The organism is Paenibacillus amylolyticus, from assembly GCF_051136285.1.
GTDB classification, from domain to species: Bacteria; Bacillota; Bacilli; order Paenibacillales; family Paenibacillaceae; genus Paenibacillus; species Paenibacillus amylolyticus_F.
In genome coordinates this window covers 2745099-2762676 of record NZ_CP194938.1, presented here as the reverse complement: position 1 = coordinate 2762676, position 17578 = coordinate 2745099, and the positions used below count along the sequence as shown (strand labels likewise).

Annotated in this window: 10 protein-coding genes and 2 rRNA genes; 9 read left to right on the top strand and 3 right to left on the bottom strand. The window is 47.8% G+C overall.

Translation table 11 applies throughout. The features are described from left to right. Nucleotides 1-3: 3 nt before the first annotated feature. From ACR8BL_RS12155 to ACR8BL_RS12145, 3 genes are all read right to left on the bottom strand, one after another. Complete coding sequence (locus ACR8BL_RS12155; protein WP_434752841.1) at nt 4-1182, bottom strand: hypothetical protein; 1179 nt, start codon at nt 1180-1182, stop codon at nt 4-6. A gap of 18 nt (nt 1183-1200) precedes the next feature. Continuing rightward, nucleotides 1201-3477 (bottom strand): glycosyltransferase, encoded by a 2277-nt coding sequence (locus tag ACR8BL_RS12150; protein ID WP_434752840.1) that lies wholly within the window; start codon nt 3475-3477, stop codon nt 1201-1203. A 211-nt stretch (nt 3478-3688) separates the two neighbouring features. Beyond that, on the bottom strand, nt 3689-4093 hold the full coding sequence (locus ACR8BL_RS12145) for a CBS domain-containing protein (RefSeq protein WP_434753105.1): 405 nt from the start codon (nt 4091-4093) through the stop codon (nt 3689-3691). Nucleotides 4094-4268: 175 nt separating this feature from the next. Here ACR8BL_RS12145 and ACR8BL_RS12140 point away from each other — a divergent pair, with 175 nt between their 5' ends. The 9 genes from ACR8BL_RS12140 (at nt 4269) to ACR8BL_RS12100 (ending at nt 17501) form a co-directional block, all read left to right on the top strand. Then, nucleotides 4269-6347: a penicillin-binding transpeptidase domain-containing protein gene (locus ACR8BL_RS12140; protein WP_434752839.1), complete on the top strand. Its 2079-nt coding sequence runs from the start codon at nt 4269-4271 to the stop codon at nt 6345-6347. A 174-nt stretch (nt 6348-6521) separates the two neighbouring features. Further along, nucleotides 6522-6947, top strand: a complete 426-nt coding sequence (locus ACR8BL_RS12135) for a VOC family protein (protein WP_434753104.1) — start codon at nt 6522-6524, stop codon at nt 6945-6947. Nucleotides 6948-7182: 235 nt separating this feature from the next. Continuing rightward, complete coding sequence (locus ACR8BL_RS12130; RefSeq protein WP_434752838.1) at nt 7183-8391, top strand: hypothetical protein; 1209 nt, start codon at nt 7183-7185, stop codon at nt 8389-8391. Between the two features lie 12 nt (nt 8392-8403). Further along, a complete protein-coding gene (locus tag ACR8BL_RS12125) occupies nt 8404-9555 on the top strand; it encodes a S1C family serine protease (RefSeq protein ID WP_434752837.1) in 1152 nt (383 codons plus the stop codon). A 209-nt stretch (nt 9556-9764) separates the two neighbouring features. Next, nucleotides 9765-10370, top strand: a complete 606-nt coding sequence (locus ACR8BL_RS12120) for a TetR/AcrR family transcriptional regulator (RefSeq protein ID WP_434753103.1) — start codon at nt 9765-9767, stop codon at nt 10368-10370. A gap of 21 nt (nt 10371-10391) precedes the next feature. Continuing rightward, complete coding sequence (locus ACR8BL_RS12115) at nt 10392-11612, top strand: MFS transporter (RefSeq protein WP_434752836.1); 1221 nt, start codon at nt 10392-10394, stop codon at nt 11610-11612. 138 nt (nt 11613-11750) lie between these two features. Then, complete coding sequence (locus tag ACR8BL_RS12110) at nt 11751-11918, top strand: DUF3934 family protein (protein ID WP_434752835.1); 168 nt, start codon at nt 11751-11753, stop codon at nt 11916-11918. 613 nt (nt 11919-12531) lie between these two features. Continuing rightward, a 16S ribosomal RNA gene (locus ACR8BL_RS12105) occupies nt 12532-14087 on the top strand. 366 nt (nt 14088-14453) lie between these two features. After that, nucleotides 14454-17501, top strand: a 23S ribosomal RNA gene (locus ACR8BL_RS12100). Together the 16S and 23S rRNA genes form the textbook arrangement of a ribosomal RNA operon. Nucleotides 17502-17578: the final 77 nt, after the last annotated feature.

Below are 17578 nucleotides of genomic sequence, written 5' to 3'. Positions count from 1 at the left end.
AATCTACATTCTAAATAGTCGCTTGGACTTGCGATGATTCATCGTAAGTTCTTTGCCAGCTTGGGAGCTGTGCTGCCGTCTTCTCCAGAACCAATACGGGATAAGCACGGTGAGTCCCATAAGAAAAAGAGCAGTACGGATCATCCATTCCATCCATGGTTGTAACCATACGGTGGAAGGTTCCAGCACCTTGGGAACAAGGTCAGGCGAAGGGATGAAACGCGGCGTTCCATCCGTTTCCTTCATCTGCATCGCCGTGGAAGAATCAAGTTTAACGGTATAGTCGATGTTCCATTGCTGACCCACCAGAGCACGAACAGTCACCGAATCTGCCTTTGCGGCATCGGTTCCGAGAGTCAGCAGGCCATCGGATGTGATGGATACGCCCTGTACAGGAACAGCAAGCTGGAACATTACTTCCGGTGTTTCCGAAGTTTTCGGACTTGTCGTTGACAAACCAGTAATTGCATACCTTGCAACCGATTCACCAGCCACGGGTTTCACCACTCGTTTGTCTCCGGTGATCATTGCAGAGGACAAACGGTTCTCTGCCGTCGCTTCTTTTGCCGGAACGATCTTGATGTTTCCAACCAGGTACTTCAGCTGTGTGTTTTCCAGTGTAGTCATCGTAATACCCCAGCTCAGGATTTTCCCTGGTGTGACTTGGCCAACCGTGGCTGCGTGATTTCGAATCATGAGACTGGAAAAGGGAACACGAACCTCGCCTTCAAACCGCGGCTCCAGTCTAATCAATCCATCCACCGGATGAACCAGCTTGGGTTCCTTGGTCGCTTTGGGAATGACGATGACGTTACGTTGGTCGGACACCGTGAGTGTGGATTGATCTGCTCTTGTGATGACAACGTTTAGCGGCAACGTCTGATCCGAATCACTTCGAATGGAGAATCTTAATTCGCTGTAGCCCGTCCAGTCCCTGTTCTGTAGCTCATATACATAAGCAGAGTAATATCCCTTTTTCAATCCTTGAGTTGAGGTGTTGATCTGTAAGCTGCCGCTACGATTCAAACTGGATTGCACCTTGGCTCCGTTATTCCATACCTGTATGGGGCGCTCGCTCCACTGCAGCTGATCCGGCTGAGCCGAAGCCGTAGCAGTGGTGTCGATGCTCCATAAACTTGTGAGAATTACGACAAGCAGCCATTGTTGCCATTTCGTACTCATGCTTTCTATGCCTCCACGTTATAAATAGGCCATCTCGTTCAGTTCATCATCCGAGATGAAGTTTTTGTTTGGTACTGGGCTCTTTGGTCTGCCGGTCTCTGTATAAGCCATATTCCACTGTTTCAAGAGGGCTTCGAGCGAAGGCATTTGTCCATTTCGGGCAATGTCCTGAATATTTTGGATGCGATACAGAATGCCATGTTTGCTTCGCATCGATTTTACCCATACACACTCCAGGACAAGTTCTTCGCCAAGAGGCAAACGAATCTCATAGGCCATTTCCTGACGAGACATATCGACAAGCAGAAAATCATAGTTAAAGTCCAGCAGCGTAATGGTTCCATATTCAGACGTTTCCAGTTCATGATTCAGCGGAATGCGTGCCAACTTGCGGTTGGACATGATGCCCACCTGCCCACGTCTTACAAAATTCAGACGGATGTCCTCGAATGTACTGATATCTTTGTCCAGTTTCTGAGGCAATGTAGGCTCGCGGTCATACACAATGTGCAGCAACTGTCGCTGCTCCGCTTCCGTGATCTCATGCACTTTAAACGCATATTTCCACTGGTTACCGAATGAAGTCACATGTGTTACTTTGGCTGTAAACTCACTCGCATAATAATCTGTTACCAACCGCACAGTAAATTCGGCTTCGCTCGGGATGTATCTAGGGGTATCGAATACAATAGCAATCCCGCCTTCCGAAATATCATGAGTAACACATGACAGGGTTTCATCTTCTGTAATCAGCGTACAATCGACTGCAGCAAGGACACGCTCATAATTGCGAAACACCTTGCGTCCGCTTAGGAAAAAGATCGACATCATAATGTTGTAGAAATTGATTAACAGCCAGTATAAAACGACGAGAAAACCGATCGTGCCCTGACTGAACGTCCAGTGGATACAGTTCACAATACCAATGACCGACAACACAGCTAGAATCAGATGCGGAATGATCTGTTTGAACTGGTAACTGCGATCGTTATGAGCACCATCTTTACGGGTAACCGCAAATTTATTCATCGTGATGCCCAGTGTTTCCAGAATGACCGCAGGCAACAGAGACGGAAACAAGATGGTTTCGTACACATTGGTCCATTTCGTCGTTCGAATATTACCGGACAGCATGCGCAAGCACGTATTGGTTAACAGATACATCGGCAGCCAGAAGACCAAAATCTCCAGAATGGTACACTTCACCACGAGCACACCAAACACGGCAAACAGAATAGGTGACATGATGTACAGCACCCGTTTTAACCCGGAGTACCAATAGGTAATCGAAGAGATATAATTCAGTCTTTGGGCAAAGGTAAGTCCTCGCTTGAACATGATGTTCATTTTTCTACCGGTTTGGATACACCCGCGTGCCCAGCGTTGGCGCTGCTTAATCAGGCTTTTCAGATCGCCCGGAGCAAGTCCGGAAGCAAGCACTTTGTTTGTGGCAAAACAACGATATCCCTTGCTCTGCATTTCAATGCCAGTGGCAAAATCCTCCGTAATGGAGCCGGTGTAGAAACCGCCAACGTCCTCCAGTGCCTGCCTCGACAGTACCGTATTGGTTCCGCCATAGATGACGGAGTTGGACTTGTTCCGCCCAACCTGCACATCACGATAGAAGTAGTCCTGTTCATTCGGGATTCGGCCTTCCGAGTACAAATTGTATTGAAACTGATCGGGATTATAGAAGCTTTGCGGAGTTTGAACGAAGCCAATCTTTTCTCCTGTCAGAAAATAAGGCACACAAGACGTCAGAAAATCATGCTTCGGAATCATATCGGCATCAAACGTGGCGATTAGAGGTGATGAAGTATATTTCATGGCGTTGTTCAAGTTTCCGGCCTTGGCATGGATATGCTCTGTACGGGTCAGATAGTTGATCCCCATATGTGCAGCCAGTTCCCGCATCTCGGGACGATTGGAGTCGTCGCACAGATAGATATGTACTTTGGAGGGATCAGGATAATCCATGTTGAGACAACCGTTAATCGTTTTGAAGAGCAGGGATGCAGGTTCATTGTAGGTTGCAATGAAAACATCCACATCGGGATACAATGCCTCATCTACGACGGGCAACTCGGGATATTCAAGCCGGGTCATATTATAAAAATGCACAGCCAGTTCAAACATACCGATGAGTTCGACAATCAGGAGGGCCAGACCGGCGGTCACAGCGAGTGGGCCATGGCCGAAAGGAATGGTGAAAAATGTACGCCATATGACGTAAATACAAGACATAATCACCGTTGCAGTAACCAGCAATTTTTTGCGTGTGCTTAAACGATTCAAGGTGCATACCTCTCTCTATTCATGTTGAAAGAACTAATGTGGGTCTTGTTTAACAATATGTCCATAATACAATAGCGTTCTGAACGAATTCTGAACATAATGTTCAGGAAACGGCACAAAAAAAGACGAGCCGATTGGCTCGTCTTTTTCATGGGTTCTCATGCAGATGCAGTAACTCAGTATGAGACTTTACGGCTACTCCAGATTAATCCTAATCCGATATGTTACGGGTGTAATATTCAATGATATCTTTACGACGAATGATTCCGAGAAAGACACGATCAATATCCACCACAGGTACAAAGTTTTGGTCTGCCGCAAGTGTCAGCATATCCTCCATCTCTGCTTCGATGTACACGCATTCATTATAGATGCGATTACTGATCTCATTGACCTTCACTTGATCCATATTATCAAATGTCAATCCCGGAGTATTACGCATTTTCCATAACAGATCACCTTCGGACAGAGTAGCAACATATTTTCCATCCGGATCAATTACGGGAATGGCGGTGTAGTGATGCGATTCCAACTGCTCAATAGCATCTTTCATGGAAGCGGTAGACTCGATATAGGCCACTTCGGCTTTTGGGAGTAAAAAATAGCTGATTTCCATCATCGGGCTCCTTTTCAGCCTTTTGCATCGCAAAAAAGCTCTAGTATGTAATTCACTATTCTTATTTAAACATATTATGTGAGCTTAAGGCTATTTTTAATGACAAATTCATCAGATTTGTTACATTGTTTAATCCGCGCTGGAAATCTATAGTATAGAGTAGAGGTGATGTGACGTGAAATCTAAACGTAAATTATTATACGGATTGCTGCCCATCCTGTTTGCAGGTGGCATCGGAATGTATCTTTATATGCAGAATAATGATAAACCAGAGGAAGCGAAACCCCAGACAACCGTAAATCAGTACATAAAGCATTTGCAAAAGAAAGAGTTTAACCAGTTGTATTCGTTGATGTCACCTGCTTCGTTGACCGAGGCAGGTATGACCAAGGAACAGTTTGTTGAGAAATACAATGCCATCTATTCGGGAATGAAGGTTTCTGGCGTTAAAGCTGAACTACACCCAGAGAAGGTTGAGAACAAGGCGGAAGAAACCGCTAGTAATCCTGATCTCTACCAGACCGATTATAATTTACAGCTGACCACGTTTTTGGGCGAAGTCAGCGAAACACATACGTTAAAGCTGGTTCGACAGGAGCTTGAGGACGGCAACAAAATCTGGAAGATTAACTGGCAGCCATCCCTGATTCTCAGTGATATGGTGAAGGGAAGCAAAGTTCGGGTGAAAACACTATTTCCGAATCGTGGAGATATTGTCGATCGTGAGGGGCTGCCGCTGGCGACGCAAGGCACAATGAATGAGTGGGGGATTGTTCCCGAAAAGCTGGGAGAGAACCCGGATCAGATGATTGCTCGCATCGCGGGTCATTACAACGTATCTGTCGAAGGTATTCAGAAAGCCATCAGTCAGACCTGGGTGAAACCTGAATTTTTTGTGCCAATCGGTTCCACGGAGGAGTTTGATGTACCCGGTTCTCTTCGTGGAGTTGCTCTGCAAAGCAAGGAAATCCGCTATTATCCGCTTGGTGAGGCAGCGGCGCATCTGATCGGATATGTACGCAAGGCTACCAAGGAAGACCTGGACAAAGATACGGAAGGCTATTACCGTGCAGAAGACTGGATCGGCAAAGCTGGACTGGAGCAGTCCATGGAGAAGCAGCTACGCGGTGAGCGTGGCGGTCTGATCGAGATCACCGATGAAGCGGGCAACACTCGTTCTGAATTGATTCGTAAGGATGCAGTGGATGGCAAGGATGTGCAACTAACCATCAGCTCCGCACAGCAGAAAAAGCTGTATCAAACACTGGCTGGAGGCGGTGACGCAGGGGCGATGGTGATAATGAATCCCAAGGACGGGAACCTGCTCGCGATGGCTAGTTCTCCTTCCTACAATCCGAATAAAATGGTAACCGGTCTGACTCAGGCCGAGTGGGATGCCTATTCGGCGAATGAAAAGCTTCCTTTTATCAATCGAGTGACGACACGGTACGCTCCCGGCTCAACCTTCAAAGCAATTACTGCGGCCGCAGGGCTCATGGAGAAAGTAACAACAGCGGATAAAACTCATGATATTTCTGGTTTGCAATGGAGGAAGAACGACAGCTGGGGCGGATATTATGTTAAACGGGTGAAAAGCCTGAGTCCTGTAAATATGGTGGATGCTCTGGTGTATTCGGACAATATTTATTTTGCGATGGAAGCGACGGAGATGGGCAGTGCCAAGTTTATCGAGGGAATTCAGAAGTTTGGGTTCGGGAACAATTTTGGACTGGATGAACTGTATTTGAAGCCAAGCCAGTATGCAAACGAAGCGCACAGAGATTTGTCTTCCGAGGTGTTGCTAGCCGATACGTCTTATGGTCAAGGGGAGATGTTGATGTCACCTATTCATCTGGCTGCAGCATTTACACCGTTTGTGAATGAAGGCAAGCTGGTGAAACCTGTATTGATTGTTGGAAAAGAAACCCCTGATCCTGAGGTGATCATCACACCGGATGTAGCCAGTACTGTCAAAGACGCGCTGAAACAAGTTGTGTCTCGCCAAGGCGGGACGGCACATACACTTAGCTCTATTACTGGAAGTCTTGCAGGCAAGACAGGAACGGCCGAACTGAAAGCGAAAAAGGGCGAGCAAGGGCAGGAGAATGGCTTTTTCGTCACCTTTGATACGGAATCGCCGTCATTCCTGCTGGCAGCCGTGATCGAAGAGGTGAATGGTCGAGGAGGTAGCCACTATGTGGTGGATCGTCTGAAGCCGTTTTTGGAGAAGCTACAGCTTGAGCCACAATCGTAATCCGGTGATACTATTCCTGTTATAATGAGTGAAAAGAACAAACAAAAAAACGCGCTTTGGCTGAATCCACAGGGATTCGCCAAAGCGCGTTTTTCATTCTAACCAAATTGACAGCGCATACGCGAGGTGATATTTTGGGGTGGAATCTATTTTAGGAATCCGAGGTGATCGATGGTGGCTGTTCGTGCAAATCAGATTTTTGTCAACTTGCCTGTCCAGAATTTGAAGAAGTCGGTTGATTTCTTTACAAAAGTGGGATTTGAGTTTAATGCCCAGTTTACGGATGATAAGGCTACCTGTATGATTGTCGGAGACAATATCTTTGTCATGCTGCTTGTGGAGGAACGGTTCCAATCCTTTATTACGAAAAAAATAGCAAATGCGGCTGATACAGCTGAAGTAATCGTTGCCCTGTCTGTTGATTCCCGGGAGCAAGTAGATGCCATTGCACAAGCTGCTCTTGATGCAGGGGCGAAGCCATATAACGAACCGCAGGATCATGGATTCATGTATGGACGGAGCTTTCAAGACTTGGACAACCATCTGTGGGAAGTCTCTTATATCAATATGAGTGCTTTTCCTTCCAATCAGACGGAATAGATCCGTATCCGGCGAATTTGAGGAATATACACCAAGGCTCTCCTGACAACAGGAGGGTCTTTTTTGTTTTTTCGTCAGGAATATATGGTGCATTTTACCTTTTTGCTATATGATAAATGTCGATTCACCCCGATATGAAGCAACACATACTCTAAAGTGGGTATCCATATAACAGCTCTAACCAACAACAGATCACAAATTTCAATATACATACGCTTAGTTTGGAGGGATCAGGATGTATTGTCACATATGCGGGACGAAAAATAACTCTGGGGAAAAGCACTGTCAGAAGTGTGGAACCCCGCTGAAACAAGTCAGCTCCACAGAGGAGCAAATCTGGTCGGAGCCGGCAGGGCTGGAACCTCGCAACGCATCTGCGACCGGAACGGAGAGTAAGCGCAAGAGCAGTCCGTTTCTCTGGGTAATTCCACTGCTGCTTGCAGCGATTATGGGCGCGTTGTTGACGTATTATTATAATAAGGAGAATCTTATTAATGCTCATGTGAAGACGCTGCATATGGAGGCGGAGAAGGCTGCGCTGAGCGGGCAATACGCAGAAGCTTTGGATTTGCTTGACAAAGCTCTTGCCCAAAGACCAGATGTAAAAGCGCTTGTTCAAGACAGACAGATTACGGCGAAAGCAAATGATCTATGGAAACAGATGGACGAAGCCGCGAATTTGCTCAAAACAGGCAAGCTGTCCGAAGCGGATAAAATCATTCAAGTTGCGGCAAAAACATTAAACGAACGACAAGAGCCGGTGTTTGATAAAGCAAGGGCGGCTATGAACAATCGAAAGGTAACCTTGGCTGTTCTGAAGGTGAAAAAAGAAATTGATCAGTTAACAACTGTGGATGCATTGGCTACTAAACTCAAAACGATATCAAACCTGAGTGGCAAGGAAGCCGAAGCTGTGCAAAAGCAGATTGTAGATAAGCTGGCAGGGATCAGTTACAAGCAGGCAGAGCAGCAAGTGAAGAAGCGTGATTTTACAGCAGCACTGCAAACGGTGGACAACGGATTATCTTATGCACCGGATGACCAGAAACTAGCCAAATATCGGGATGAAGTCCTGCGTGAGAAGAAGGCGTTTGAGAAAGCAGAGGAAGAACGAATTCGACTTGCAGAGCAGCAGGCAGCCGAGGAGGAGCTTCGCAATCGCACAGGGGCGGTATATGTAACGGATCTGTCTGCCGAGCTGGATGAGTATGGAGACTTGCATATTAGCGGGTCAGTGTTTAACCAGGGAACACGTCCAATATCGTCTGTGGCACTTATTGTTAATATCAATACTTCCAATGGTGATTATATTGGTGAGACCGATGCTTATGTGTATCCGGCTATATTGGATGTAGGTGCAGAGGGATATTTTGAAACTTCCTATTATGGAGTATATGAAGCAGCAAATGTGACGATTACGAATGCATCTTGGTATGTGGAGTAGGAGGACAGTAAAATGAGCAAACGTGTGTGGGGAACGATTATCTCCAGTGCAGTTATCATTGGAGCCGGGGCTGGAGGAGTGTTCTGGATTCATCAGCATACAGCGGATGAGCTGGCGATCGCGCCCAAACTGGCTGTTGCCTCCTCTAAACAGGATGATAAGCCCAGTGCAAAGGCAACTTCAAAGACAACGGATAAAAAAACACGTAAACAGATTATTGAAGATAGTCAGAAAAAAGTAGTTACGATTGAAAGTAGCGACGGTCTGGGCTCCGGCTTTTTATATAATAACAAGGGTGATGTCATCACTAACGCGCATGTCGTCGAAGGTTCCAAAGAGGTGACGATCCGCACCTTGGATCATCAGGAATATAAGGGTACGGTGATTGGCTTTGGCGAAGAAACGGATGTGGCTGTTGTCAGAGTCCCGGATCTGGTGAAAATAGAACCTCTGCCCATCGCATCTGCTAAAGCGGAGGTTGGCGATGAGATTCTTGCACTCGGCAGTCCGCTGGGGTTTGAAAATACAGTGACCACCGGTATTATTAGCGGACTCGACCGCAGTTTTGAAATACCGCCTTATATATACACCAATCTGTACCAGATCTCCGCTCCGATTACGAACGGCAACAGCGGTGGCCCGCTGATTAACGCCGAGACGGGAGAGGTGCTTGGCATTAATTCGACGGTTGTGAAGCAGGAAGGCGGAATCGGATTCAGTATCCCCATCAGTAGTGTATTGAAACAGGTTCAGCAATGGTCTGAGCGCTCACCTGACGCCAAAGCAGTGAAGACAGTTCGTGACTCGTCTTCCCAGACGTCCTCCGCAGCTTTATCCGAAGCGGAAGCCTTGGTTACTGACTTTTACAGCTCCCTGAGCATGAGTGATTATGTGTCTGCCTATGCCTTGCTCGGAAGTGATTGGCAGAGCGGCACGAGTTATGCCAAGTTCCGTGAAGGCTACTCGAATACCAGCTACGTAAGTCTGGAAAAAGTTTCGTCTACGAGCGCGAGTAAGGACGAGATGGAAGTAAGCGGTGTGATTGCTGCTGAAGAACGTAAAGATGGGGAATATGTAACGACTCGGTATAATGTGACCTACCAAGTTGGATACGAGAATGGTCAATTGAAAATACTGCATGGGCAGGGTAAAAAGATAAAATAGCATGACTCGTTGAAGTTCAGGATTAACCAATAGATGCTTGGTTCAAATGGAATTAAAGCAATGGAATTGGCCTTAGGCAAGCGATATTACATTATCAGGGAGAATTCGCAGGAGAGCGAGTTCTCCTTTTTATATTGCGGGTCAGTTATATATTTGATAGAATACAGAACGAATGTTCAGTATATAAGAATGGAGTGAAGTGAGTGAGTTTGAATAAAAAGCAGCTCCAGTCCGAGCAGACCAAGAAAAAACTTGCGGATGCATCCAAAGCCCTTTTTGTACAAAAAGGATATAAAGCAACTTCTATTGAGGATATCGTTGCGGCGACGGGCAGCAGCAAGGGAAATATATATTATCATTTTAAAAGCAAAGAAGGACTCTTTCTCTATCTTATTGATGAATGGGATCGGGAATGGGAAGCGAGTTGGAAGTCCAAAGTGCATCTGTATCACACTTCCACCGAGAAAATCTATGGCCTGGCGGAACAGCTCATTATGGATGATATCAACCATCCTTTAACGAAAGCGGCCGATGAGTTCTTCACTGGAGCGCAAAAAGAGAATGATATTGAGGAACGAATCGCTGTATTGTTTGAGCGGCACATTCAATTCAATAAACAGCTGATCCAAGAAGGAATAGACAGCGGAGAATTCAACAAGCAAAATGTAGATCATCTTGCGCTTATTCTGGAAAGTACCATTATTGGGCTTAGTCAAATGTCACGTAAACTGGAGCCTGATCAGGCTCTTGCATTGTATCGTCAGGCCGCCAGTGTATTTCTTCACGGGATTGCCAAGGATAAACAGCATAATTAGATAACGATGGAGGATGGAATCATGGCTTTACTGACACGTAACAGGGGTGCGCTGCTGCTGTTAATGTTGAATATTTTTCTCGTATTTATGGGTATTGGTCTGGTTGTACCGATCATGCCTGCTTACATGAACTTGCTTCATATTACGGGCTTTACGATGGGACTTCTGTTCGCGGCGTTTTCTTTCACACAGTTTTTGTTCTCTCCAGCGGCAGGCCGTTGGTCAGACCAGTGGGGACGCAAAAAAATCATCGTTCTCGGAATGTTAATCTTTGCGGTGTCTGAATTTATGTTTGGTGCGGTGAATGCACCTTATCTGCTCTTCGCTGCCCGGATGCTGGGTGGTATTGGTGCAGCGTTGATCTTTCCGGCAGTTATGGCCTACACCGCTGATATAACTACGGAAGAAGAACGCGGCAAAGGCATGGGGCTCATAAATGCTGCCATCTCGACAGGGTTTATTATTGGACCAGGAATCGGCGGTTATATTGCAGAGTTTGGCATACGGGTTCCGTTTTACGCTGCAGGCGTTGCTGGTTTATTGGCTGCGATTATCACGCTTATCATTTTGCCCGAATCCGAGCGGAGCACAAGTGAACAAACTGCACCTGAAAAAAGTGTGGCAAAAGTAAAAGCACCAGGTATCGTAACTCAACTTATAAACTCCTATCGGGAGCCTTACTTTTTTAGTTTGATCATCGTCTTTGTTATGGCCTTTGGTTTGGCTAACTACGAGACCGTATTCTCATTGTTTGTAGACCGTAAGTTTGGTTTCACGACCAAAGATATCGCGTTTATTATCACGTTTGGTTCCATTGCGGGGGCAGTTGTGCAGGTATCCCTGATCGGCTGGCTACTAAACACATTTGGTGAGAAGAAGGTCATCAGTGTGTGCCTGTTGTTTGTCTCTATATTTGTATTATTAACCTTGTTTGTACACACATACTGGCTGATCCTTGTTGTAACCTTTACCGTCTTCTTGGGTATGGATATCTTACGCCCGGCGATCAGTACCCAGATGTCCAAGTTGGCTGAAGAGCAGCAGGGGTTTGTTGCCGGATTGAACTCCGCATACACCAGTCTGGGCAACATCGCTGGGCCGATCGTAGCGGGTGCACTGTTTGACGTAAACATTAATTATCCTTATGTTTCAGCTGCAGCCGTTCTGGCTATCTGTTTCCTGTTATCGTTACGTGTGCTGAGAAGTGTTAAGTCGGTAGAAGAGCCTAAGGTGCAAGTGTAATTTTTCTACATTTAAACGTAAACACTTCAATTTTGGTATAATAAGAATTGCTGGAAGTGAATCACCTAGGCTAGGTTACACTGGATTGTTACCGAAGAAGATCATTTTAGGCATAGACAGGATTATTGGAGTGATACGATGAGCAAAGCAAAAGGCAAGGGCGGCACAGGCCGTGGAACGGGGAAAAAGGGATGGAATCGCTGGCAAGCCGCTGCTAACCGAGCGAAAAGTGCTCCGAAACCTTATAAAAGCAAAGGCACCAAGAATAAAGAAAATTCCGAATCAGCAGCAGACAAGTCCCAGTAAACGGGCAATGGAAGAGGCAGAGCTGAACCAAAAAGATGCTTGTTAAAGGGCAGTAGTTTTTTAGATGCGGTAAGCCTATCTGAAGAACTGCTGTTTTTTTATGCATGCATAAGGGGATAAACATTTAGGAAGGTTCCTTCTATATAGAGGGGGAAGTATTAAAGTGGAGTTCATTCCTTATTGAAAATTCGTTCCATAATATGGAGTGATATATTTAATAAATAACACTTTACAACTGGAGGCGATACGTGGTATATTCTTATTCCGGCCAAGAAAACACAGTTTACACGGTGCGGCAAGCAAATGGAAAACAAGCTTCGAAAGAAACTTGAAAAAAGAGCTTGCAAAGTTGGTTCGGGCATGATAATATATAAGAGTTGCTGAAACGAACTGGTTTCGGTGGCGAGATAAGTTTGATCTTTGAAAACTGAACAACGAGTGAGTAAAACATTCTGCTTGCAGAATGAACGCGAAAGTTTGAGACAAGCCTTGGCTTGGATCAGCTGGAGCACAAATGGGATTTTTAATCTCGTCAGATTCAAAATGAGCTTATCGCTCTTTTCAATACCCCGATGAGTTTGACAGCGTTTAACGACGTTGACCAAATTCATCTTCATTGGAGAGTTTGATCCTGGCTCAGGACGAACGCTGGCGGCATGCCTAATACATGCAAGTCGAGCGGACTTGAAGAGAAGCTTGCTTCTCGGACGGTTAGCGGCGGACGGGTGAGTAACACGTAGGCAACCTGCCCTCAAGCTTGGGACAACTACCGGAAACGGTAGCTAATACCGAATACTTGTTTTCTTCGCCTGAAGAAAACTGGAAAGACGGAGCAATCTGTCACTTGGGGATGGGCCTGCGGCGCATTAGCTAGTTGGTGGGGTAACGGCTCACCAAGGCGACGATGCGTAGCCGACCTGAGAGGGTGATCGGCCACACTGGGACTGAGACACGGCCCAGACTCCTACGGGAGGCAGCAGTAGGGAATCTTCCGCAATGGGCGAAAGCCTGACGGAGCAATGCCGCGTGAGTGATGAAGGTTTTCGGATCGTAAAGCTCTGTTGCCAGGGAAGAACGCTTGGGAGAGTAACTGCTCTCAAGGTGACGGTACCTGAGAAGAAAGCCCCGGCTAACTACGTGCCAGCAGCCGCGGTAATACGTAGGGGGCAAGCGTTGTCCGGAATTATTGGGCGTAAAGCGCGCGCAGGCGGTCATGTAAGTCTGGTGTTTAATCCCGGGGCTCAACCCCGGATCGCACTGGAAACTGTGTGACTTGAGTGCAGAAGAGGAGAGTGGAATTCCACGTGTAGCGGTGAAATGCGTAGATATGTGGAGGAACACCAGTGGCGAAGGCGACTCTCTGGGCTGTAACTGACGCTGAGGCGCGAAAGCGTGGGGAGCAAACAGGATTAGATACCCTGGTAGTCCACGCCGTAAACGATGAGTGCTAGGTGTTAGGGGTTTCGATACCCTTGGTGCCGAAGTTAACACATTAAGCACTCCGCCTGGGGAGTACGGTCGCAAGACTGAAACTCAAAGGAATTGACGGGGACCCGCACAAGCAGTGGAGTATGTGGTTTAATTCGAAGCAACGCGAAGAACCTTACCAGGTCTTGACATCCAACTAACGAAGCAGAGATGCATCAGGTGCCCTTCGGGGAAAGTTGAGACAGGTGGTGCATGGTTGTCGTCAGCTCGTGTCGTGAGATGTTGGGTTAAGTCCCGCAACGAGCGCAACCCTTATATTTAGTTGCCAGCACTTCGGGTGGGCACTCTAGATAGACTGCCGGTGACAAACCGGAGGAAGGTGGGGATGACGTCAAATCATCATGCCCCTTATGACCTGGGCTACACACGTACTACAATGGCCGGTACAACGGGCAGCGAAATCGCGAGATGGAGCCAATCCCAGCAAAGCCGGTCTCAGTTCGGATTGCAGGCTGCAACTCGCCTGCATGAAGTCGGAATTGCTAGTAATCGCGGATCAGCATGCCGCGGTGAATACGTTCCCGGGTCTTGTACACACCGCCCGTCACACCACGAGAGTTTATAACACCCGAAGTCGGTGGGGTAACCGCAAGGAGCCAGCCGCCGAAGGTGGGATAGATGATTGGGGTGAAGTCGTAACAAGGTAGCCGTATCGGAAGGTGCGGCTGGATCACCTCCTTTCTATGGAGAATCGTTTCCCGCGTGGAAACATTCAAAAAGTCTTCAGGAAGTATACTTCTGAAGCGAGCTTTACTTCGTAAAGCTTTTAACTCACTCGTTGCTCAGTTTTGAGAGTTCAAACTCTCAAAACTTCTCGTTTATTCGACCGACACTTCTTGTGAACGGCCCGAATGAAACGATTTGTTCTTTGAAAACTAGATATCGAAACGAAACAAACGCGAATTAGAACATTCCTTTTTAGCTGAACTTGTGTATAACAAGTTTCAATAAAAACGGTAGATTGCTGGAGCGAGTGATCGAAATGGAGCGACTTTTGGATTTGCGCAAGCAAACCAAGCGGAGCGACAACTCGAACACGAGCGCAATGGTTAAGCTACTAAGAGCACACGGAGGATGCCTAGGCGCTAGGAGCCGATGAAGGACGTGGCGAACAACGAAACTGCCTCGGGGAGCTGTAAGCAAGCTTTGATCCGGGGATGTCCGAATGGGGAAACCCAGCTGGGGTAATATCCAGTTACTCACAACTGAATACATAGGTTGTGCAGAGGCATACCAAGGGAACTGAAACATCTAAGTACCTTGAGGAAGAGAAAACAATAGTGATTCCGTCAGTAGCGGCGAGCGAACGCGGAGAAGCCCAAACCAGAGAGCTTGCTCTTTGGGGTTGTGGGACGTCTCACATGGAGTTACAAAGGAACCGGTTAAGCGAAGAGGTCTGGAAAGGCCCGCCAAAGAAGGTAAAAGCCCTGTAGTTGAAAGTTGGTTCCCTCCGAGACGGATCCCGAGTAGTGCGGGGCACGTGAAACCCCGTATGAATCCGGCAGGACCATCTGCCAAGGCTAAATACTTCCTAGCGACCGATAGTGAAGCAGTACCGTGAGGGAAAGGTGAAAAGCACCCCGGAAGGGGAGTGAAATAGAACCTGAAACCGTGTGCTTACAAAAAGTCAGAGCCCGTTTTAGGGGTGATGGCGTGCCTTTTGTAGAATGAACCGGCGAGTTACGTTCCCGTGCAAGGTTAAGGTGAAGAGCCGGAGCCGCAGCGAAAGCGAGTCTGAATAGGGCGCCATAGTACGTGGACGTAGACCCGAAACCGGGTGATCTACCCCTGTCCAGGGTGAAGGTGCGGTAACACGCACTGGAGGCCCGAACCCACGCATGTTGAAAAATGCGGGGATGAGGTGGGGGTAGCGGAGAAATTCCAATCGAACTCGGAGATAGCTGGTTCTCCCCGAAATAGCTTTAGGGCTAGCCTCGGAAAACAGAGTCGTGGAGGTAGAGCACTGATTGGGTGCGGGGCCCGCAAGGGTTACCAAGCTCAGTCAAACTCCGAATGCCATAGACTTACTTCCGGGAGTCAGACAGTGAGTGCTAAGATCCATTGTCAAAAGGGAAACAGCCCAGACCATCAGCTAAGGTCCCCAAGTGTGTGTTAAGTGGGAAAGGATGTGGAGTTGCACAGACAACCAGGATGTTGGCTTAGAAGCAGCCACCATTGAAAGAGTGCGTAATAGCTCACTGGTCGAGTGACTCTGCGCCGAAAATGTAACGGGGCTAAACACACCACCGAAGCTATGGCTTGGATCGACTTCACTGCTTCTTTGAAGCGGTGTTTACCACAAGGACATTTTTGTCAGACAAGGGTTGTAATCTTGGAAGACCAAATGTTTCTCAGGGGATAAACACAGGACTTCGAAGCTGGAGTGAAGTCGATCCAGGGGTAGGGGAGCGTTGTATAAGGGTTGAAGGTGTACCGTAAGGAGCGCTGGACATTATACAAGTGAGAATGCCGGTATGAGTAACGAAAAGATCAGTGAGAATCTGATCCGCCGAAAGCCTAAGGGTTCCTGAGGAAGGCTCGTCCGCTCAGGGTAAGTCGGGACCTAAGGCGAGGCCGAAAGGCGTAGTCGAAGGACAACAGGTCGAAATTCCTGTACCACCGTAAATCGTTACGAGCAATGGGGGGACGCAGTAGGGTAGTGACGCGGACTGATGGATGTCCGTCTAAGCAGTAAGGCTGATGTGTAGGCAAATCCGCACATCGTAAGGCTGAGCTGTGATGGGGAGCGAAAATTACAGTAGCGAAGGTCATGATCTCACACTGCCAAGAAAAGCCTCTAGCCAGATGAAGGTGCCCGTACCGCAAACCGACACAGGTAGGCGAGAAGAGAATTCTAAGGCGCGCGGAAGAACTCTCGTTAAGGAACTCGGCAAAATGACCCCGTAACTTCGGGAGAAGGGGTGCCCCGGTAGTGTGAATAGCACGAGGGGGCCGCAGTGAAAAGGCCCAAGCGACTGTTTAGCAAAAACACAGGTCTGTGCGAAGCCGTAAGGCGAAGTATACGGGCTGACGCCTGCCCGGTGCTGGAAGGTTAAGGGGAGTGGTTAGGAGTAATCCGAAGCTGTGAACCGAAGCCCCAGTAAACGGCGGCCGTAACTATAACGGTCCTAAGGTAGCGAAATTCCTTGTCAGGTAAATTCTGACCCGCACGAATGGCGTAACGACTTGGGCGCTGTCTCAACGAGAGATCCGGTGAAATTTTAATACCTGTGAAGATGCAGGTTACCCGCGACAAGACGGAAAGACCCCATGGAGCTTTACTGCAGCTTGATATTGAATTTGGGTACGATCTGTACAGGATAGGTGGGAGCCTTAGAAGCATGAGCGCCAGCTTGTGTGGAGGCACCGTTGGGATACCACCCTGATCGTATCTAGGTTCTAACCTGGTGCCCTTAACGGGTACGGGGACAGTGTCAGGTGGGCAGTTTGACTGGGGCGGTCGCCTCCTAAAGAGTAACGGAGGCGCCCAAAGGTTCCCTCAGAATGGTTGGAAATCATTCGAAGAGTGCAAAGGCATAAGGGAGCTTGACTGCGAGACCTACAAGTCGAGCAGGGACGAAAGTCGGGCTTAGTGATCCGGTGGTACCGCATGGAAGGGCCATCGCTCAACGGATAAAAGCTACCCTGGGGATAACAGGCTTATCTCCCCCAAGAGTCCACATCGACGGGGAGGTTTGGCACCTCGATGTCGGCTCATCGCATCCTGGGGCTGAAGTAGGTCCCAAGGGTTGGGCTGTTCGCCCATTAAAGCGGTACGCGAGCTGGGTTCAGAACGTCGTGAGACAGTTCGGTCCCTATCTGTCGTGGGCGTAGGAAATTTGAGAGGAGCTGTCCTTAGTACGAGAGGACCGGGATGGACGTACCGCTGGTGTACCAGTTGTTCCGCCAGGAGCACCGCTGGGTAGCTATGTACGGACGGGATAAGCGCTGAAAGCATCTAAGCGTGAAGCCCCCCTCAAGATGAGATTTCCCAGTATGTAAGACCCCTTGAAGACGACGAGGTAGATAGGCTGGGGGTGGAAGTGCAGCAATGCATGGAGCTGACCAGTACTAATCGGTCGAGGGCTTATCCAATAGCACGTTTGAGTTTGCGTGAGTTTCGTTTCGAATCTAGTTTTCAGAGAACAACACTCTGATGAATGGAAGAAGCT